Raw genomic sequence first — 17,149 nt, 5'->3', positions numbered from 1 at the left:
CCCCAACCCCCAAGCCCCCGATGGGCGCCGCCGCGCTGGCACGCTCGCGCCGCCTGGCCGCCGATGTGATGGCGGAGCTGACCGACGACGACGAAACCAGGCCGCTGCCGCAGGTGCCTACCGCCACGTCGATGGGCCTGGTGTCCTGCCACGCCTGCGACGCGCTCAGCCCGCTCGCGATGCAAGGCGAGCCCTGCCCGCGCTGCGGCGCCACGCTGCATCACCGCAAGCCGAACAGCCTCGCGCGCACCTGGGCGTTCCTGCTGTCCGCCCTCATCCTTTATATTCCCGCCAACCTGCTGCCGGTCATGGTGACGCAGTCCATCCTGGGCACGCAGCGCGACACCATCTTTTCCGGCGTGGTCTACCTGTGGTTGTCGGGCTCCAACATGCTGGCCATCGTGGTGCTGATCGCCAGCATCGTGGTGCCGCTGCTGAAGATGATCATCCTCGCGCTGCTGCTGCTGTCCGTGCATTTCCGCTCGCGCTGGCGGATTCGCCAGCAGACCCGGCTGTACGGGCTGGTGGAAATCATCGGCCGCTGGTCGATGCTGGATATTTTCGTGGTGGCGCTGCTGGCTTCGCTGGTGCGCGCCGGGGCACTCGCCACCATCATCCCGGGCGCCGGCGCCATGGCGTTCGGCTCCGTGGTGGTGCTCACCATGCTGGCTTCACTCAGTTTCGACCCGCGCCTGCTGTGGGACTCGATGGATAAACACGATGCCTGACCTAGACCCGTCTTCTCCCTCCCCTTCCTCGCAGCCACCGGCGCCGGAGCGCCGCCGCAGGGCGCGCTGGCTGCCCTCGCTGGTCTGGCTGATCCCGATCGTGGCTGCGCTGGTTGGCCTGTCGCTGCTGATTCATACGCTCACCGAGCGCGGCCCCGAGATCACGGTCACGTTCCGCACCGCCGAGGGCCTGGTCCCGGGCAAGACGCCGGTACGCTACAAGGACGTGGACATCGGCCTGGTCAAGTCCGTGCGGCTGGCCGGCGACCACTCGCACGTGATCGCCAAGATCGACCTGACCCAGGATGCGGCGAGCTTCTCCACCAAGGACACGCGCTTCTGGGTGGTGCGCCCGCGCTTTGCCACCAGTGGCATCTCCGGGCTGGGAACCCTGCTGTCAGGCGCCTATATCGGCGTCGACGCCGGCAAGTCCGAGGAGCGCGTGCACAACTTCACCGGGCTGGAAGTGCCGCCCGCCGTCACCACCGATGCCTCCGGCAAGCAGTTCGTGCTGCGCGCCACCGATCTCGGCTCGCTCGACATCGGCTCGCCGGTCTACTACCGCCGCGTCCAGGTCGGCCAGGTGGTGGCTTACCAGCTGGAGCCCAACGGGCGCGACCTGTCGCTGCGCGTGTTCATCAACAAGCCTTACGACAAGCTCGTCACGGCCGACTCGCGCTTCTGGCACGCCAGCGGCGTGGACATCAAGCTCGATGCCGGCGGCTTCAAGCTCAACACGCAATCGCTGGTGACGGTGCTGCTCGGCGGCGTGGCCTTCCAGGCCCCGGACGACTCCAAGGCGACGGATGCGGCTAACGAGAACACCCAGTTCCTGCTGGCCAGCGACCAGACCGAGGCGATGAAGGAGCCGGAAGAAATCGCGCCTTCACTCGCCGTGCTGAACTTCGACCAGTCCGTGCGCGGGCTCTCGCCCGGCGCACCGGTGGATTTCCGCGGCGTGGTCGTGGGCCAGGTGCGCTCGATCGGCATCGAGTACCAGGTCGAGAAGAAGGCTTTCCGCCTGCCCGTGGTGGTGGAACTGTACCCCTCGCGCATGGGCTTCCGGGCGCGTGACGTGGAGGACGTCAACCGAGCGCGCAATATCGTCCAGGCGCTGATCAAGCGTGGCATGCGCGCGCAGTTGCGCACCGGCAACCTGCTGACCGGCCAGCTCTATGTGGCGCTGGATTTCTTCCCCAAGGCGCCGCCGGCCAGCGTCAACCTGGATGGCGCCATGCCTGAACTGGCCACCACGCCGGGCGCGTTCGACGAGCTGCAGGCCAAGCTGGGCGATATCGTCAACAAGATCGACAAGGTGCCGTTCGAGCAGATCGGCCAGGACCTGCGCACGTCGATGGCCACGCTCAACACCATGATGACCAGCGCCGACAAACTGGTGGCCCAGCTCAACGGCGATGTGGCGCCCCAGGTGCTGGCCGCGCTGCAGGACGCGCGCAAGACGCTGAGCACGGCCAACGGCACGCTCGCCTCGGACGCCCCGCTGCAGCAAGACACGCGCCGCATGATGCAGGAGCTCACGCGCACCGCGGTGTCGCTGCGCACGCTGACCGAATACCTGGAACGCCACCCTGAAGCGCTGGTGCGCGGCAAGCCGGAGAAATGATGATGACCCGCATAGAGATGACCTGCCACCGCCTGTTGCTGCCCCTCTCGCTCGCCGCGGCGCTGCTGGCGGGCTGCGCCTCGCCCGATCCGCGCTATTACACGCTGGCCCAGGGTCCCGCCGCCGCTACAGCGAGCGGCGCCGAAGGACAGGCCGCCGCGCCAGCGCAGCCGGTGTGGATCGAGGTTGCGCCGGTGCGCGTGCCTGAACGCCTCAACCGGCCGCAGCTGGTGGTGCGTGACGGCAAGGATGGCAACGCGCTCAAGCTGCTGGACCTGTCGCGCTGGTCCGCGCCGCTGCCGGACGAGCTGCGCGACGCGCTGTCGCAGCAACTGCAGGCCAGGCTAGGCGCGGTCGATACCTACCAGCAAGGCCTGTCGGAAGTGGAACCGGTGTTCCGCATCACCACCGAAGTGGTGCGGCTGGACGCTGACGTGGGCCAGCGCGCCGGCGCCGTCATCAACTGGACCGTGCGCCGCCTGCCCGACGGCAAGGTCAGGGCCGGCCGCACGCAGGCCGAGCTGGCCGCGCCTGGCGCGGTGGACGGCGTCGTGGCGGCTTACCGCCAGATCGTGGCAAGCACCGCGGACGATATCGCGGCCGGCGTGGAATCACTGCGCCGAGGCACGTCGAAATAGCAAAGAAGTCGCGGCGAAGTAGCGGCGCGGCGGGATGCAGGTCCCGCCCGCGCCGGAATCAATCCTCCGCGGGTGCCGGCGCGCCCCGGCAACTGCGCCGCCGCTCCGACTCGGCCATGGCCGCCAGGCAGGCCTCGGCGTCTCCCGCCACCAGCTTGGCCGAGCAGGCCAGCATCAGGTTCTTGCTCAGGCCGAAATCCTCCACCACGAAGCCGCGCGCATCGAGCCGTTCGCCCTTGCCATCCGTTTCATCGGCGGCAACGGCCACGCGGTCCAGCAACGTGCCGCGGTCGCTGCTGTAGCCCCATACCGGCTTTTGCAGCGCGATGGCGAATCCCACCTCGAATGCCGTGCCCGAGTCCGGCTCGCCCGGCCCGCGGAAATCGTCCAGGTTGGCCATCACCATGTCGGCGCGGCGCAGCAGATTGATGTTCGCCTCGTAGATCCAGCGCGCGGTGTCGGGGCCGCAAAGACCGGCTGGGGCGGCTTTGTCGAGGGGATAGAGGCCAAGGAAGCCGTAATGGGCGCAGCGGGCCTTGAGGGCCTCGCCGTACGCGATGGCGTCTTTGCGGAATACGTCGAAGCCGGCGAGGTAGATGGTTTTCATTGAGCGTGGCTGGGTGGCGGACGTTGACGCCAGTGAGGATAGCGCATGTGTTTGACGTGATGGCTACAGCGACCACTTCCAACCCAACGTCAACCTGAACCTGAACCTGAACGGCAGGTCACCGCCCTCGCCAGGCGGCGGCCTGCGTTGCCGCTCTCCCGTGCTCACGCGGGCGGCGAGCCCTCCTTGAATGCCCCCTTGAGCATCTGCCGCAGTTCGGGGCCATCCTGGTGCTGGTGCACCTGCACCGCATGCTGGACCGCGACTTCGAGCAGTTCGTCTTCGGTGTCGGCGCTCAATGCCACCGTGCACTTCGACTCGCTCGGAAACTCGCGGCAATCGATATATTTGCGTCCCATCATTGCCTCCTGACGCGTGAGGGTGAGATGGCGCCACCGGGGCGGCGGGCGCCTGATCCACCGCCTGATCCAGTATAGGACCGGCGCCGAGCGCGGGGGGCCCGCCGGCGCGTCAGAGTACCGGGGTGATCACCTTGCCGGTGCCGAGGAACGCGTCGAGGTTATCGAACACCAGCGCGGCCATGGCCGCGCGGGTTTCATGCGTGCCGCTGGCCACGTGCGGAGCCAGTACCACGTTGTCCAGCGCAAACAGCGCCTCGGGCACTTCCGGCTCGGCGCGGAACACGTCCAGCCCGGCGCCGCCCAGGCGGCCGTCGCGCAAGGCAGTGACCAATGCCTCTTCGTCCACCACGCTGCCGCGCGACACATTGACCAGGATGCCCTTGGGGCCCAGCGCCTTGATGATGTCGGCCGATACCAGCCCTTCGGTCTCGGGGCCGCCCACGCAGGTCACGGCCAGGAAATCCGCCCAGCCGGCCAGCGCCTTCAGGTCAGGCTCGTGGCGCCACGGCGCGCCGTCGCGCGCCCGGCGGTTGTGGTACGCGATGTCCATGCCGAAGCCGGTGGCGCGCTGCGCCACTTTCTCGCCGATGCGGCCCAGGCCCAGGATGCCGAGCTTCTTGCCGGAGACGCGGGTGGTCAGCGGGAAGTTGTCCTTGCCCCACTTGCCGGCGCGCACGAAGCGGTCGCCATGGGCGATGCCGCGAGCAGCGTCGAGCAGCAAGCCGAAAGCGAGGTCGGCCACGCAGTCGTTGAGCACGTCGGGCGTGTTGCTGACCTGGATGCCGCGCGCGCGGGCCGCGTCCAGCGCGATCGAGTCATAGCCGACGCCAAAGCTCACGATGGCCGCGAGCCTGGGCATGGCCGCGATGGCCTCGGCGGTGATGCCGTGGCGCGCCGACGTCACCGCCACGCGCGCCTGTTGCGCGTGCTCGCGCAGCCACGCCAGCGGCTCGGGCTGCTCCCACAGCGGCACGGCCTGGTACTGCTCGCGCAGGCGGGAATTGATCTGCGGCGCGAGGGGGCCGATCTGGATAAGCGTGGCTTGGGACATGGATGCGAGGCGAGGAAAAAATGCAACGTTGGATGGTAGCGCAATCATAACGCGTCCCGCACCGCGCCGCAGGGCGGCGCCCAGGCTCGGGAGTCAGGCGCTCTCGCGCTGGATGACCTCGAAACCCAGGTCGATGATGCGCTCCCCCACTTCGCGCCCATCGATGCGGGCCAGCAGGCATTCGGCGGCGGTGCGGCCGATGGCCGGGCCATCGATGCGCACCGTCGACAACGCCGGGTAGGTATGCGCGGCAAAGTTGAGATCGCCAAAGCCCATCACCGCGAGCTGCTCCGGCACCTTCAGCCCGCGCGCGCGGGCTTCCGACAGCGCGCCCTGCGCCAGCGTGTCCGAGCTGCAGAACACCACGTCCGGTCGCGCGCCGCCATCGAGCAGCCGCGCCAGCCCCTCGCGGCCAAGCCCCAGGCTGGACGGCGCGGGCACGATGCTGCTCGGCACTTCCGTGATGCCGTGACGGCCAAGCGCGTCGAGAAAGCCCAGGCGGCGCGACTCGGCGCGCTGGTCGCTGGCCGACAGGATGGCCGGCTTGCGATAGCCGCGCGCATACAGGAACTCGGCCACTGTCTGGCCCACCTTCTCGTGCGAGAAACCCACCAGCATGTCGATCGGCGTGGGCGTGATGTCCCAGGTCTCCACCACCGGCACGCGCGCGGCCAGCAGGCGCCGGCGCGTGTCGGCGGTGTGCGCGATGCCGGTCAGCACGATGCCGTCGGGGCGGCGCGAAAGGATGGCGGCCAGCAGGTCCTGCTCGCGCGTGGCGGCATAGCCGGACAAGCCCAGCATCATCTGGTAGCCCGCTTGCGAGAAGCGATCGGTCAGTGCCTGGATGGTGTCCGCAAAGATCGAGTTGGCGATGGTCGGCACAATGGCAGCGATCAGCCGGCTGCGCCGCGAGGCCAGGCCGCCGGCCAGCAGGTTGGGCACGTAGCCGGTGCGCTGGATGGCCTCCTGCACGCGCGCCACGGTGCCCGCCGAGACCACCCCGGGCTGGTTGACCACGCGCGACACGGTAATCGGCGAGACGCCCGCGATCTTGGCCACGTCAGCCAGCGTGACGCTGCCGGTGGCGCGGCCGGCAGGGGCCGGCGCGGACGCCGAACGAGGGGCGGTGCGAGGGGCGGTCGGCTTGCGGGATGAGGCCATGAATGTGGTGAAGGAAGCAAAAAAAAGCCGGCTGGGCGCAGGGCCGGCATGGGCGCCATGATAGCGCCCGCGCCGCGCGGCAGGCTGCGCTGCGGGGGCGCGCGACGGGTTAACCCCGAGCACGCATGCGTTGTGGGCGACAAATGACAGCGCTATCATCTGCTGTCTTCGGCGCTGGGGCAGCAGGACGGCCGCCCGCCGGGGCCAGACAAAAAAAGAGCAGACGTCGCCACGACGCTACCGATCAGAGGAGACAGCCCATGCCCGCAAGCCCCGCCGGCAAGAAGCCGCAAGACCGGCCCCGCAAGCAGCCCGAGGAACTGCGCAGCCACCGCTGGTACGGCGCCAACGACCTGCGCGCCTTCGGCCACCGCTCGCGCACCGCGCAGATGGGCTACAGCCGCGCCGACTACGCCGGCAAGCCGGTTGTCGCCATCATCAACACCTGGAGCGACATCAACCCCTGCCACAGCCACTTCCGCCAGCGCGCCGACGAAGTCAAGCGCGGCATCTGGCAGGCGGGCGGATTCCCGGTGGAAATGCCGGCGATGAGCCTGTCCGAGCCGTTCCAGAAGCCCACCACCATGCTCTACCGCAACCTGCTGGCGATGGAGACCGAGGAACTGCTGCGCTCCTACCCTGCCGATGGCTGCGTGCTGCTGGGCGGCTGCGACAAGACCACGCCGGCCCTGCTGATGGGTGCGCTGGCGATGGACCTGCCCACCCTCTTCGTGCCGGCCGGGCCGATGCTGCGTGGCAACTGGAACGGCGTGACGCTGGGCTCCGGCTCGGATACGTGGAAGTACTGGGCCGAGCTGCGCGCCGGCAATATCACCGAGCAGGACTGGCAGGGCATCGAAGACGGCATCGCGCGCTCGCCAGGGCATTGCATGACGATGGGCACGGCATCGACCATGACGGCCGTGGTGGAGGCCATCGGCATGTGCCTGTCCGGTGCCTCGTCGATCCCCGCGCCGGATTCGCGCCATGCGCAAATGGCCTCGCTGTCGGGCCGGCGCATCGTCGAGATGGTGTGGCAGGACCTGAAGCCATCGGAGATCGTCACGCCCGCCGCCATCGACAACGGCGTGCGCACCGCGCTGGCGCTGTCCGGCTCCACCAACGCCATCGTCCACCTGATCGCGCTGGCGCGCCGCGCCGGCCATGCGCTATCGCTGGATCGCTACGACGAACTGGCGCGCAGCACGCCGGTGCTGGCCAATATCCGTCCGTCGGGCCAGTACCTGATGGAAGACTTCTACTACGCCGGCGGCCTGCGCGCGATGCTCGCGCAGATGGGCGACCTGCTCGATACCGGCACGCTCACCGTCGATGGCCGCACGCTCGGCGAGAACCTGGCAGGCGCCCGCGTGTTCAACGACGACGTGATCCGCCCGCGCGACAAGCCGCTGGTGGCCAGCGACGGGCTGGCCGTGCTGCGCGGCAACCTCGCCCCGGACGGCGCCGTGATCAAGCCCCCGGCCGCGCAGCAAGACCTGCTGCGCCACACCGGCCGCGCCGTGGTGTTCCGCGACTACAACGACATGGCGCAGCGCATCGACGACCCGGCGCTGGACATCGATGCCACCTGCGTGATCGTGCTGCAGAACGCCGGCCCGCAAGGCGCGCCCGGCATGCCGGAATGGGGCCAGTTGCCGATTCCGCAGAAGCTGCTCAAGCAAGGCGTGCGCGACATGGTGCGCATCTCGGATGCGCGCATGAGCGGCACCAGCTACGGCGCGTGCGTGCTGCACGTGGCGCCGGAATCGTATGTGGGCGGCCCGCTCGCCTTCGTGCGCGACGGCGACCTGATCGAGCTGGACGTGCCGGCCCGCAAGCTCAACCTGCTGATCAGCGACGACGAGATGGCGCGCCGCCGCGCCGCCTGGGTCGCGCCCGTGCCCAAGTTCGAGCGCGGCTACGGCAAGCTCTACCTGCGCCACGTCAGCCAGGCGGACAAGGGCTGCGACTTTGATTTCCTGGAACCGGTCGATGCCCCGGAGGACGGCGAGCCGGAGATCCACTAGCGCCCAACTAGCGCCTAGCTAGCGCCCCACCCTCGCCCCGCCATCGCTTCATCGTCGCTTCACCACCCCAATAAGAACCGAGGAGACCCCACCCCATGAAACGCCAAGCCCTTGCGCTGCTGGCCACCGCGGCGACCCTGGCCGCCGCCGTCCTCCCGCTGAACGCATCCGCCCAGGCCGGCTGGCCCAGCAAGCCGATCACCTACGTGGTGCCGTTCCCGCCCGGGGGCACCACCGATACCCTGGCACGCCTGATCGGCCAGCGCCTGAGCCAGGCGCTAGGCACCACCGTGGTGGTGGAGAACCGCCCCGGCGCCGGCGGCAATATCGGCTCCGACTACGCCTCCAAGGCCGCGCCAGATGGCTACACCATCCTCGGCGGCACCATCAGCTCGCACGCGATCAATGCCAGCCTGTACCCGAAGATGCCGTACGACGTGGTCAAGTCCTTCGCCCCCATCACGCTGATCGGGACCAATGCCAATGTGCTGGTAGTCAGCGCCGGCAGCCCGTTCAAGACGGTGAAGGACATCGTGGCTGAAGCCAAGGCCAAGCCGGATACGCTCGCCTTCGCATCCGCCGGCAACGGCACCTCGCAGCACCTGGCCGGTGAATTGTTCAAGAGCCTGGCCGGCATCAAGATCACACACATTCCCTACAAGGGCAGTGGCCCGGCGATCCAGGACGTGATGGCGGGGCAGGTGCCCATGATGTTCGACACGACCGTGGTGGCCGCCCAGCATATCGACTCGGGCAAGCTGCGGGCGCTGGCCGTGACTTCCGCCAAGCGCATCAAGAGCATGCCGAATGTACCGACGATGGCCGAGGCCGGCGTCAGCGGCTACGAGCTGGAATCCTGGCAAGCCATCTTCGCGCCTGCAAATACGCCCAAGCCAATCGTGGACCGCTTGTACAAGGAGATCTCGGCGATCATCAAGACGCCGGATATGCAAGCGCGGCTGGAGAAGCTGGGCATGGAGCCGTCGGGGATGTCGCCCGTGGAGTTTGCGGAGTTCCAGCGTAGCGAGATTGTGAAGTGGGCGAAGGTGGTGAAGGCGGCGGATATCAGGATTGATTGATATCGGGATCGATTGAACTGCTTGTAGCCCGCTGACGCGGGGCTACAAGCACGCATGCCCCCCAACACCCCGTCCACCCCGACTCAAGGACTCAAGAAATCAAGGACTCAACGCCGGATGCTTCAACGCATGCGCTGTCTCCGCCAGATGCGCCCGAAAACTCCCCTCATCCCGCTTCAACCCCAGCTCCCCATACCGATAGGCCATCGCCAGCGCCTGGATCGATTCCGGATGCTCGCGCTCCGCCGCGGCCTCGTACCACGCTACCGCGCGGGCCTCGTCGCGCGGCACGCCAGCCCCTTCGCGATAGGCGTTGGCCAGCATGAACATCGCTTGCGGCACGCCGGCATCGGCGGCCACCTCGAACCAGCGCGCGGCCGCGGCCGGGTCCGGCGCGCGGCCATAGCCGCCACGGTGCAGCAAGCCGAGGTAGTACGCAGCCCCGGTATTGCCTGCGGCGGCGGCCAGCTCGAAGTGGTGCCAGGCCGCTTCAGCGTCGGGCGCGCGCTGCGCGTCGCCGAGGAAAGCCGCCTTGCCCAGCACAAGATGCGCGCGCGCATCGCCCGCCCCGGCGGCCTGCTTCAGCCAGTCACGGCCTTCGGCATGCGCCGCCGCATCCCCGCTTGCCCACAACGCTTCGCCAAGCGCGGCCTGGGCCGCGCCCTCCCCCGCCCGCGCCGCCTGGCGCAGCGCCGCGAGCGCCTCTTCGTCGCCGGCCGAGCCGGCCCGCGTCTGCCACTGCGCAAGCTGCGCGTGGCGCGCGCTGGCATGCTCGCGCCACGCCGAAGCCCCGCCCACGCAGCCGGCCGCCACCGCGACCGCCGCCAGCGCGGCAGCGATGACCGGATGCAGGCGGCGCTGACGGCCGTGGCGACGCACAGGCGCACTGCATGCCGGTGCCGTCGTTCCCTTCATTGGCGTATTCGTTGCCGTGCTCATTGCCGTGGTCATTGCCGCCTTACTGGTTGAGGTCGACGCTGTATAGCGACAGGTTCTTGGTGGTGTCGTAGCTCGCCTGCTCCAGCGCGACATTGGCGAGGCCGGCGGCTTGCGCCAGAGCCAGCTGGCCCGGCGCGGACGCAAACACCACCTTGCCGGCGGTGGCCACCTTGGTGAAGCGCCAGCTGCGCGCGCCGCCGTTGGTGGCGCGCGTGATGGCACCGGCCTTCTTGATGTAGGCGATCAGCACATCGCGGCTGGCGTCCGGCGAGGCGTAGACCGTCTTGCTGCCGTCCAGGCCAGGGAAATTGCCGCCGCCGCTGGCGCGGTAGTTGTTGGTGGCCACGATGAACTGCTGGCTGGCGTCGAGCGGCACGCCCTTGTACGCGAGGTTCTTGATGCGGCTGCCCTCCGGCTGCGTCACGTCGATCTCGTACTGCAGGTCGGGTGAGGTGAACATGTCGAAGTTATAGCCAGGGAAGCTGCTGATGAGCGGCTGGTCAGCGGTCTTGGCCGGATCGATCAGGTTGAAGCGCTTGGCGGCGGTCTCCAGCCAGGCCTTGACGTCGCTGCCGCTAACCTTCACCGCGTAGATGGTGTTGGGGTAGAGGTAGAGATCGGCTGCATTGTTGATGGCAAGGTTGCCGGACTGCACGTCGGTGTAGTCGTTGCCGCCGCCAAAGCCGCTCTTGAACGGCGCGGAGACGGACAGCACCGGCAGCGTGGCCAGCGCCGGCAGGTTGGCGGCGATGTAGTCCTTCACATAGGCCGCCTGCGCCTGGTTGACGATCTGGATCGCACCGGGATCGCCCACATCGGCGAAGTACGTGCTCATGCGGTAGTCGGTGGTGCCGATCGGCGTCTTCACGTAGGCGATGGTGGCCTGGTGCTCCGCGTCGACCGCGGCCGCCACGCTGGCATCGGCCGCCACATAGCTCTTGTCGGCATTCTGGATCGAGCGCGCCTGCACGATGGTAGCGCTCTTGTCGACCACCCAGCGATTGCCGTCATGCGCGAGCTGCAGCTTGATCACGCCGAGGCGGCGGCCCCAGTAATCGGCCATCACGGTAGGCACGCCGTTGACCGTGCCGCGCACCTTGTCCACGCCCGGCAGGTTGAACTGCGCTACCGTGCTGGTGGCATCGGGGAAGACCTGGTGCGAGTGGCCGATCAGCATGGCGTCCACGCCGGCCACCTTGGACAGGTGCCAGCTGCCGTTCTCCATGGCGGGCGAGTACGCGGAGGCATCGAGCCCGCCGTGCGAGATCACCACCACCAGGTCGGCACCCTTGGCGCGCATCTCCGGCACGAACTTCTCGGCGGTTTCCTTCACGCCCTCGGTGTAGACCTTGCCGTCGAGCCAGCGCTTGTCCCAGCTCATGATCGCGGGCGGCGTGAAACCGATGATGCCGACCTTGACCGGCACCGTGACGGTGTTGCCGTCGGGCCCGGTGGCGGTGATCTGGCGGGTGATGATGGTGTACGGCTGGAACAGCGGCGCGCGCGTGCGCACGCTGTACACGTTGGCCAGCACCTGCGGGAAGGCTGGCCCGGCGCACGGCGTCTGCACGGTCGGGTCGGGCAGGCCATCCACGTTGAAGCGGTTGCCCGTGACCTGGTTCAGATAGCCCAGGCCGTAGTTGAACTCGTGGTTGCCGATGCCGCCACCGTCGAACCTGGCCGCGTTCATCACCTTGTACATGGCCAGGGTCTCGCCGCACTTGAGCGGGTTGACCTGGGCCTGGTAATCGGCCAGCGCGGTGCCCTGGATGGTGTCGCCGTTGTCCAGCAGCAGGGTGTTGGGAAACTCGGCGCGCGCCTGCTTGATCAGGGTTGCCACGCGCTCGAAGCCGAAGGATTTGTCCTCGGCCAGCTTGAAGTAATCGTAGCTGCGCACATTGGTGTGCAGGTCGGTGGTTTCCAGCAGGGCCAGCGTGGCCTTGGTGCCGGCCGAGACGCTATCGGCCTGCGGCGTGACACCCGTGCCCGTGCCGGCGCTGGCAGGGCTGTCATCGGAGCCGCAGGCGGCCAGCAACACCGTGGCCACGATGGCAGCGCCCAGCGCGGCCACGGTGGGCACGGCGAGGATCGGGGACGAAGCGGGCGCGGCGCGCGCGGGTAGAACGTCGGTCGGACAGCGGTGCATTTGTGGCTCCCTTCTTTCTTGTTGTGCCTGGAGCCGGACATTGTCCCGAGCGCAAATGGCAGCAGAGTGACGCGTGCGTTACACCACCGTGACGACGGGCCGCTGGCAGCTGGCGCGCCCGCACGGCCCGCCGATATGCCCTGTCCCAACCCAATGTGCCATTGACGCCGCGTTATATACCGTCATATATTGCGCATTTGGCGGGCACATCTGGCGGGCACATTCCGGCCTGGCCCGCCCGCTATCCAACCCGCTTCCGGCCACCCGCGCCCCGCCATGCCCATGCTCCCGATCTCCGCTCCGTTGCCTGCCCAGTCCCGCCAGCCACGTGGCGCCCGACGCGCCGCCTCGCTGGCGGCCGGCCTGCTGCTGTCCGCCACCCTGGCGCTGTCCGCCCCGGCCGCCTTCGGCGCAGACCTGGTGGTCTCCGCCGCGGCCAGCCTGACCAATGCCTTCAAGTCGCTCGCCGAATCCTACGAACGCGCGCACCCCCAGACCAAGGTGATCCTCAACTTCGGCGCCTCCGACGTGCTGATGCAGCAGATCGTCAACGGCGCGCCGGCCGATGTGTTTGCCTCGGCCGACCAGGACGCCATGAACAAGGCCGTGGCCGAGCGCGTGGTGCAGCCTGCGTCGCGCCGCGATTTTGCCGCCAACCAGCTCGCGCTGATCCTGCCGGCTGACAGCAAGCTGGAAGCGGGCAAGCTGCAGGACCTGACCCGCCCCGAGTTCAAGCGCGTGGCCTTCGGCAACCCGGCGTCGGTGCCGGTGGGCCGCTACACCAAGGGCGCGCTGGAAGCAGCGGGCGTGTGGGATGCGGTCGCGGCCAAGGGCGTGATGGCGCAAAACGTGCGCCAGAGCCTGGATTACGTGGCCCGTGGCGAAGTCGATGCCGGCTTTGTGTTCGCCACCGATGCGGCGATCATGCCCGACAAGGTCAAGGTGGCGCTGCGGGTACCGACGCGCCAGCCGGTCACGTATCCGATCGCCATCACTTCGCACTCCAGGCAGCCCGAGCAAGCCGCGGCATTCCTCGGCTATGTGACGTCGCCGGAAGGGCAAGCGGTGCTGGCCAGGTATGGTTTTCTCAAACCGTAAGCTGTAATCCGTAGGCCGCAAGCCATAGTCCCTGACCCTTGCCCGCAGCCCGGGCGCGCCGCCAACCTGAATCCACCTTGCCGCCTGCTTGGCTCCGCCGGCAGGCGTTTATGCTGATGACCTCCCTGGAAGCTGTCTGGGTCCCGCTGTCGCTGTCGCTCAAAGTGGCGGGCTGGGCCACCGTGCTCAACACCGTGCTGGGCGTGGGCGCGGCCTTTGCCCTGTCGCGCTGGCAATCGGCCGCGCGCGACGTGGTCGACGCCCTGCTCACGCTGCCGCTGGTGCTGCCACCGACCGTGCTCGGCTACTACCTGCTGGTACTGGTCGGGCGCCGCGGCGTGTTCGGAGAGTGGCTCGGCCGGCTCGGCATCGAACTGGTCTTTACCTGGCAAGGCGCGGTGCTGGCCTCCACCATCGTGGCCTTCCCGCTGGTGCTGAAGTCGGCCCGCGCCGCCTTCGAAGGGGTTGACTCGCAGCTCGAGGATGCCGCGCGCGTGCTCGGCACGTCCGAGGCCGGCATCTTCTTTCGCGTGACGCTGCCACTGGCGTCGCGCGGCATCATCGCCGGCGTGCTGCTGGCCTTTGCCCGCGCGCTGGGCGAGTTCGGCGCCACGCTGATGGTGGCGGGCAACCTGCCCGGGCGCACGCAAACGCTGTCGGTTGCCATCTACGAAGCCGTGCAGGCCGGCGACGACAACACCGCCAACGTGCTGGTGCTGGTCACCTCCCTCACTTGCGTGGTGCTGCTGGTGGCCGCCGGGCGGCTGGTGCCGCCCACCCGCAAAATGTACCGGTAGGCCGCCATGACCATGCAAGTCACCGTACGCAAGCAACTCGGCTCCGCCGACCGCCGGTTCGGGCTGGATATCGCCTTCGATTCGGCAAGCAAGCGCATTGCGCTGTTTGGCCCCTCCGGCGCGGGCAAGAGCCTGACGCTGCGCGCCATCGCCGGATTGCTCACGCCGGACAGCGGCCGCATCGTGCTCAACGGCCGCACCCTGTTCGACAGCGAGACACACGTCAACGTGCGCCCGCAGGAGCGGCGCGTGGCCTACCTGTTCCAGGACTACGCCCTGTTCCCGCATCTGACGGTCGCGCAGAACATCGCCTTCGGGCTGGAGCGCGGCTGGCGCAACCCGCGCCGCAATACGCACCACCCGGAAGCGCAGCGCTGGATCGATGCGTTTGGCCTTGGCGCGATCACCGGCAACTATCCCGGCGAGATCTCCGGCGGCCAGAAGCAACGCGCCGCGCTGGCGCGCGCGCTGGCGGCGCGGCCCGATATCGTGCTGCTGGACGAGCCGTTCTCCGCGCTGGACCCGGCGCTGCGCATACGCATGCGCGCCGAGCTGCGCGCGCTGCAAGCCAGCCTGGAAGTGCCCATGCTGGTGATCTCGCACGACCCCGACGACGTGGAAGCCCTCGGCGACCACGTGCTGGAAGTGCGCGAAGGCCGCATCTTTGGCGCCGCGCCCGTGAAAGGGCATCCGCAGGTCTACGCGCCCGCCTCGGCGCACGTGGTCTGAGGCTGGCTCAGTGAAGCCGGATCAGTGAGGCCAACTCAAGCCCCCGTTGCACGCCATGGCCGTCGGCCTGAGCAAGCCGCTGGTGCCCGGCTGACGCGCGCCAGGCTCAGCCCATGGTGCCCAGGATCACGCTCGACGCCTTGAAGATCGCCAGCGCGTGGCTGCCCTCGGCAAGCCCCAGCGCGCTCACGCTGTCGTTGGTGACAACGGCCACCACGGTGCCGCCGCCATCCAGCTCCAGCGCCACCTCGGCATTGACGGCGCCCGGCAGCACGCGGGTCACCTTGCCAGGCAACTGGTTGCGCGCCGAGAGCCGCAGCCCGGGATCGGGGAGCCCCAGCAGGACCGAGGAAGCCTTGATCAGCGCGAAGGCTTCGGCGCCGGGCGCGAGGCCCAGCGTCTCCACGCTTTCGTGGGTGATGGTGGCGACCACGTGCTGGCCGCCCGCGAGCGACAGCGTGACCTCGTCGTTGACGGCGCCGCCGCGGATCGCGGCCACCTTGCCGAAGAGCTTGTTGCGCGCACTGGTCTTGATCATGAAACGCCGCATCAGGTGAAGGTCCTCCTGCGCCGTCTCGCTGACGTTGCCGAGGCTGGCAAGGTGTTCGATAAAGAGCCGATGCTCGTGCTCAAGCGCGCGGTAGGTGCGGATCAGGCTGGCCGCGCGCTCGGTCAGCGCGGTGCCGCCGCCGCCCTTGCCGCCGGCGGCGCGTACCACCAGCGGCTCGCCCGCGCTGTTGTTCATGGCGTCGATGGCATCCCAGGCGCCCTTGTAGCTCAGCCCGACCGCCTTGGCGGCGGCGGTGATCGAGCCGTGCTCGCCAATCGCGGCCAGCAGGGCGATGCGTTCGCGCCCGCCCCAGTCCTGGGAACCTGAGCGAAACCAGATCGCGCCGTCGAGTTCTAGCATGCGGGAATGGCGCTACCGCGTGGCAGCGCAGCAAAGTGGCAGAAGCCGCTTATCTTAATGCCAAAGCGCGGCGGCGCGCGGCCTCACTTGCCAGCGCATCAGCCCTGGTGAGCCGGGATATACCAGCGCATCATGCTGCCGGCGAAGTACTGGCGATCCAGCTGGCGCAGCAGGCGCCACGCGGTGAACGCATCGATATCCAGGTCGACCCAGGCCCAAGGGTGGTTCGGATCGCCCTCGCGCATCAGTTCCACGGACTTCACCGGTGCGTAGGTCGCCAGCTTGTCGCGCAGCATCTGTTCGGTCACATCGCGGTGCAGGCCCCGGATGAGTACCTTCATGTCTTGCTCCCGATATGAGGCAGCGCGCACGTGGCGCTCAGCGCGTGCCTGCGTTGTCTTGCTCATTGTAGGCGGCCCGACGCGGGCCGTGGGCCACGCATCGCGCCCTTGGCGGCAGTCAGCCCATGATGTGCGCGCCGCCGTCCACGTACACCGTGTTGCCGGAAATCCGGCGCGCGTAGGGCGTCGCCAGGTAGGCGGTGGCAAAACCGACATCCATGATGTCGACCAGCTCGCCCAGCGGGGCGCGGCCCGCGGCATCCGCCAGCAATTGCTCGAAATCCTTGAGCCCGGACGCCGCGCGGGTCTTGAGCGGCCCCGGCGAAATGGCGTGCACGCGGATGCCGCTCGGGCCGAGTTCGTGCGCCAGGTAGCGGCAGGAGGCCTCCAGCGCCGCCTTGACCGGGCCCATCAGGTTGTAGTTCGGCACCACGCGGTTGGCGCCCTCGTAGCTCATGGCGAACAGGCTGCCGCCCTCGCGCATCAGCGGCACCGCGCGCCGCGCCAAGCGCACGAAGGAATGGCAGGACACGTCCATGGCCCGCGCGAAGCCGGCCGCCGATGCATTGAGCAGCCCGCCCTGCAAGTCGTCCTTGGGCGCGAAGGCCACCGAGTGCACCAGCACGTCGAGCCGGCCCCATTGCCGGGTGATCCGCTCGAACAGCGCCTGCTCCTGGCCCGCGTCCTCCACGTCGAGCGGCATCAGGATCGTCGCGCCCACCGATTCAGCCAGCGGCGCCACATGCGGGTAGGCCTTGTCGTTGAGATAGGTGATCGCCAGCTCGGCGCCAAGCTCGCGGAAGGCCCGCGCGCAACCCCACGCGATGGACTCCGCGTTGGCCACGCCGACCACCAGCACGCGCGCGCCCAGCAATGGGGGATTGGGTACTTGCACCATGATGTCCCTCGCTT

17 protein-coding genes are annotated in these 17,149 nt (G+C 68.6%); 8 read left to right on the top strand and 9 right to left on the bottom strand.

Features of this window, described 5'->3' with window-relative positions; all coding sequences use genetic code 11:
- Positions 1–20 precede the first annotated feature (20 nt).
- From A9975_RS03990 to A9975_RS03980, 3 genes are read left to right on the top strand one after another with little or no spacing between them, the layout of a single operon-like run.
- Positions 21–728 carry a paraquat-inducible protein A gene (locus A9975_RS03990; RefSeq protein WP_183031499.1) on the top strand — a complete coding sequence of 236 codons (708 nt, stop codon included), beginning with the start codon at positions 21–23 and terminating at the stop codon, positions 726–728.
- The gene (locus tag A9975_RS03985) at positions 721–2,352 is read left to right on the top strand and encodes an intermembrane transport protein PqiB (RefSeq protein ID WP_183031493.1); all 1,632 of its coding nucleotides are present in this window, start codon (positions 721–723) and stop codon (positions 2,350–2,352) included. Before A9975_RS03990 ends, A9975_RS03985 begins: the two co-directional genes overlap by 8 nt.
- Positions 2,352–2,990: a membrane integrity-associated transporter subunit PqiC gene (locus A9975_RS03980; protein ID WP_183031492.1), complete on the top strand. Its 639-nt coding sequence runs from the start codon at positions 2,352–2,354 to the stop codon at positions 2,988–2,990. Before A9975_RS03985 ends, A9975_RS03980 begins: the two co-directional genes overlap by 1 nt.
- A gap of 58 nt (positions 2,991–3,048) precedes the next feature.
- Here the strand turns inward: A9975_RS03980 and A9975_RS03975 are convergent, their stop codons facing one another.
- The 4 genes from A9975_RS03975 to A9975_RS03960 all read right to left on the bottom strand — a co-directional run bounded on the left by A9975_RS03975 (position 3,049) and on the right by A9975_RS03960 (position 6,171).
- On the bottom strand, positions 3,049–3,597 hold the full coding sequence (locus A9975_RS03975) for a nucleoside 2-deoxyribosyltransferase (protein ID WP_183031491.1): 549 nt from the start codon (positions 3,595–3,597) through the stop codon (positions 3,049–3,051).
- A 164-nt stretch (positions 3,598–3,761) separates the two neighbouring features.
- The gene (locus A9975_RS03970; RefSeq protein ID WP_183031498.1) at positions 3,762–3,956 is read right to left on the bottom strand and encodes a DUF1059 domain-containing protein; all 195 of its coding nucleotides are present in this window, start codon (positions 3,954–3,956) and stop codon (positions 3,762–3,764) included.
- A gap of 112 nt (positions 3,957–4,068) precedes the next feature.
- Complete coding sequence (locus A9975_RS03965) at positions 4,069–5,010, bottom strand: 2-hydroxyacid dehydrogenase (protein ID WP_183031490.1); 942 nt, start codon at positions 5,008–5,010, stop codon at positions 4,069–4,071.
- Between the two features lie 93 nt (positions 5,011–5,103).
- The gene (locus tag A9975_RS03960; RefSeq protein ID WP_183031489.1) at positions 5,104–6,171 is read right to left on the bottom strand and encodes a LacI family DNA-binding transcriptional regulator; all 1,068 of its coding nucleotides are present in this window, start codon (positions 6,169–6,171) and stop codon (positions 5,104–5,106) included.
- A gap of 260 nt (positions 6,172–6,431) precedes the next feature.
- Here A9975_RS03960 and araD point away from each other — a divergent pair, with 260 nt between their 5' ends.
- Both araD and A9975_RS03950 read left to right on the top strand, forming a co-directional pair.
- On the top strand, positions 6,432–8,198 hold the full coding sequence (gene araD, locus A9975_RS03955) for an L-arabinonate dehydratase (RefSeq protein ID WP_183031488.1): 1,767 nt from the start codon (positions 6,432–6,434) through the stop codon (positions 8,196–8,198).
- A gap of 95 nt (positions 8,199–8,293) precedes the next feature.
- Complete coding sequence (locus A9975_RS03950; protein WP_183031487.1) at positions 8,294–9,277, top strand: tripartite tricarboxylate transporter substrate binding protein; 984 nt, start codon at positions 8,294–8,296, stop codon at positions 9,275–9,277.
- Between the two features lie 99 nt (positions 9,278–9,376).
- Here the strand turns inward: A9975_RS03950 and A9975_RS03945 are convergent, their stop codons facing one another.
- Both A9975_RS03945 and A9975_RS03940 read right to left on the bottom strand, forming a co-directional pair.
- The gene (locus A9975_RS03945) at positions 9,377–10,192 is read right to left on the bottom strand and encodes a tetratricopeptide repeat protein (RefSeq protein ID WP_183031486.1); all 816 of its coding nucleotides are present in this window, start codon (positions 10,190–10,192) and stop codon (positions 9,377–9,379) included.
- Positions 10,193–10,235: 43 nt separating this feature from the next.
- Positions 10,236–12,362 carry a bifunctional 2',3'-cyclic-nucleotide 2'-phosphodiesterase/3'-nucleotidase gene (locus A9975_RS03940; RefSeq protein WP_255503055.1) on the bottom strand — a complete coding sequence of 709 codons (2,127 nt, stop codon included), beginning with the start codon at positions 12,360–12,362 and terminating at the stop codon, positions 10,236–10,238.
- Positions 12,363–12,644: 282 nt separating this feature from the next.
- Here A9975_RS03940 and modA point away from each other — a divergent pair, with 282 nt between their 5' ends.
- The 3 genes from modA to A9975_RS03925 all read left to right on the top strand — a co-directional run bounded on the left by modA (position 12,645) and on the right by A9975_RS03925 (position 14,986).
- Positions 12,645–13,460, top strand: a complete 816-nt coding sequence (gene modA, locus A9975_RS03935; protein WP_370563846.1) for a molybdate ABC transporter substrate-binding protein — start codon at positions 12,645–12,647, stop codon at positions 13,458–13,460.
- 125 nt (positions 13,461–13,585) lie between these two features.
- A complete protein-coding gene (gene modB / locus A9975_RS03930) occupies positions 13,586–14,257 on the top strand; it encodes a molybdate ABC transporter permease subunit (RefSeq protein WP_183031495.1) in 672 nt (223 codons plus the stop codon).
- 6 nt (positions 14,258–14,263) lie between these two features.
- On the top strand, positions 14,264–14,986 hold the full coding sequence (locus A9975_RS03925; protein WP_183031485.1) for an ATP-binding cassette domain-containing protein: 723 nt from the start codon (positions 14,264–14,266) through the stop codon (positions 14,984–14,986).
- Positions 14,987–15,092: 106 nt separating this feature from the next.
- Here the strand turns inward: A9975_RS03925 and A9975_RS03920 are convergent, their stop codons facing one another.
- The 3 genes from A9975_RS03920 to fabI form a co-directional block, all read right to left on the bottom strand.
- On the bottom strand, positions 15,093–15,896 hold the full coding sequence (locus A9975_RS03920; protein ID WP_183031484.1) for a TOBE domain-containing protein: 804 nt from the start codon (positions 15,894–15,896) through the stop codon (positions 15,093–15,095).
- Between the two features lie 98 nt (positions 15,897–15,994).
- Complete coding sequence (locus tag A9975_RS03915) at positions 15,995–16,237, bottom strand: RNA-binding protein (RefSeq protein ID WP_183031483.1); 243 nt, start codon at positions 16,235–16,237, stop codon at positions 15,995–15,997.
- A gap of 118 nt (positions 16,238–16,355) precedes the next feature.
- A complete protein-coding gene (fabI, locus tag A9975_RS03910; RefSeq protein WP_183031482.1) occupies positions 16,356–17,135 on the bottom strand; it encodes an enoyl-ACP reductase FabI in 780 nt (259 codons plus the stop codon).
- Positions 17,136–17,149 lie beyond the last annotated feature (14 nt).

This window comes from Cupriavidus sp. UME77 (assembly GCF_014170355.1).
GTDB lineage: Bacteria > Pseudomonadota > Gammaproteobacteria > Burkholderiales > Burkholderiaceae > Cupriavidus > Cupriavidus basilensis.
Note: the sequence above shows the minus strand (reverse complement) of the source record. Positions and strands in the feature narration are given on the sequence as shown.

What these genes read in the sequence shown, in the direction of transcription:
- A9975_RS03965 (WP_183031490.1), bottom strand. Translation starts at nt 5,010, where the DNA reads ATGTCCCAAGCCACGCTTATCCAGATCGGCCCCCTCGCGCCGCAGATC.
- A9975_RS03925 (WP_183031485.1), top strand. Translation starts at nt 14,264, where the DNA reads ATGACCATGCAAGTCACCGTACGCAAGCAACTCGGCTCCGCCGACCGC.
- A9975_RS03980 (WP_183031492.1), top strand. Translation starts at nt 2,352, where the DNA reads ATGATGACCCGCATAGAGATGACCTGCCACCGCCTGTTGCTGCCCCTC.
- A9975_RS03960 (WP_183031489.1), bottom strand. Translation starts at nt 6,171, where the DNA reads ATGGCCTCATCCCGCAAGCCGACCGCCCCTCGCACCGCCCCTCGTTCG.
- araD (WP_183031488.1), top strand. Translation starts at nt 6,432, where the DNA reads ATGCCCGCAAGCCCCGCCGGCAAGAAGCCGCAAGACCGGCCCCGCAAG.
- A9975_RS03970 (WP_183031498.1), bottom strand. Translation starts at nt 3,956, where the DNA reads ATGGGACGCAAATATATCGATTGCCGCGAGTTTCCGAGCGAGTCGAAG.
- A9975_RS03985 (WP_183031493.1), top strand. Translation starts at nt 721, where the DNA reads ATGCCTGACCTAGACCCGTCTTCTCCCTCCCCTTCCTCGCAGCCACCG.
- A9975_RS03920 (WP_183031484.1), bottom strand. Translation starts at nt 15,896, where the DNA reads ATGCTAGAACTCGACGGCGCGATCTGGTTTCGCTCAGGTTCCCAGGAC.
- A9975_RS03940 (WP_255503055.1), bottom strand. Translation starts at nt 12,362, where the DNA reads ATGCACCGCTGTCCGACCGACGTTCTACCCGCGCGCGCCGCGCCCGCT.
- A9975_RS03945 (WP_183031486.1), bottom strand. Translation starts at nt 10,192, where the DNA reads ATGAAGGGAACGACGGCACCGGCATGCAGTGCGCCTGTGCGTCGCCAC.
- A9975_RS03990 (WP_183031499.1), top strand. Translation starts at nt 21, where the DNA reads ATGGGCGCCGCCGCGCTGGCACGCTCGCGCCGCCTGGCCGCCGATGTG.
- modA (WP_370563846.1), top strand. Translation starts at nt 12,645, where the DNA reads ATGCTCCCGATCTCCGCTCCGTTGCCTGCCCAGTCCCGCCAGCCACGT.
- A9975_RS03915 (WP_183031483.1), bottom strand. Translation starts at nt 16,237, where the DNA reads ATGAAGGTACTCATCCGGGGCCTGCACCGCGATGTGACCGAACAGATG.
- A9975_RS03950 (WP_183031487.1), top strand. Translation starts at nt 8,294, where the DNA reads ATGAAACGCCAAGCCCTTGCGCTGCTGGCCACCGCGGCGACCCTGGCC.
- fabI (WP_183031482.1), bottom strand. Translation starts at nt 17,135, where the DNA reads ATGGTGCAAGTACCCAATCCCCCATTGCTGGGCGCGCGCGTGCTGGTG.
- A9975_RS03975 (WP_183031491.1), bottom strand. Translation starts at nt 3,597, where the DNA reads ATGAAAACCATCTACCTCGCCGGCTTCGACGTATTCCGCAAAGACGCC.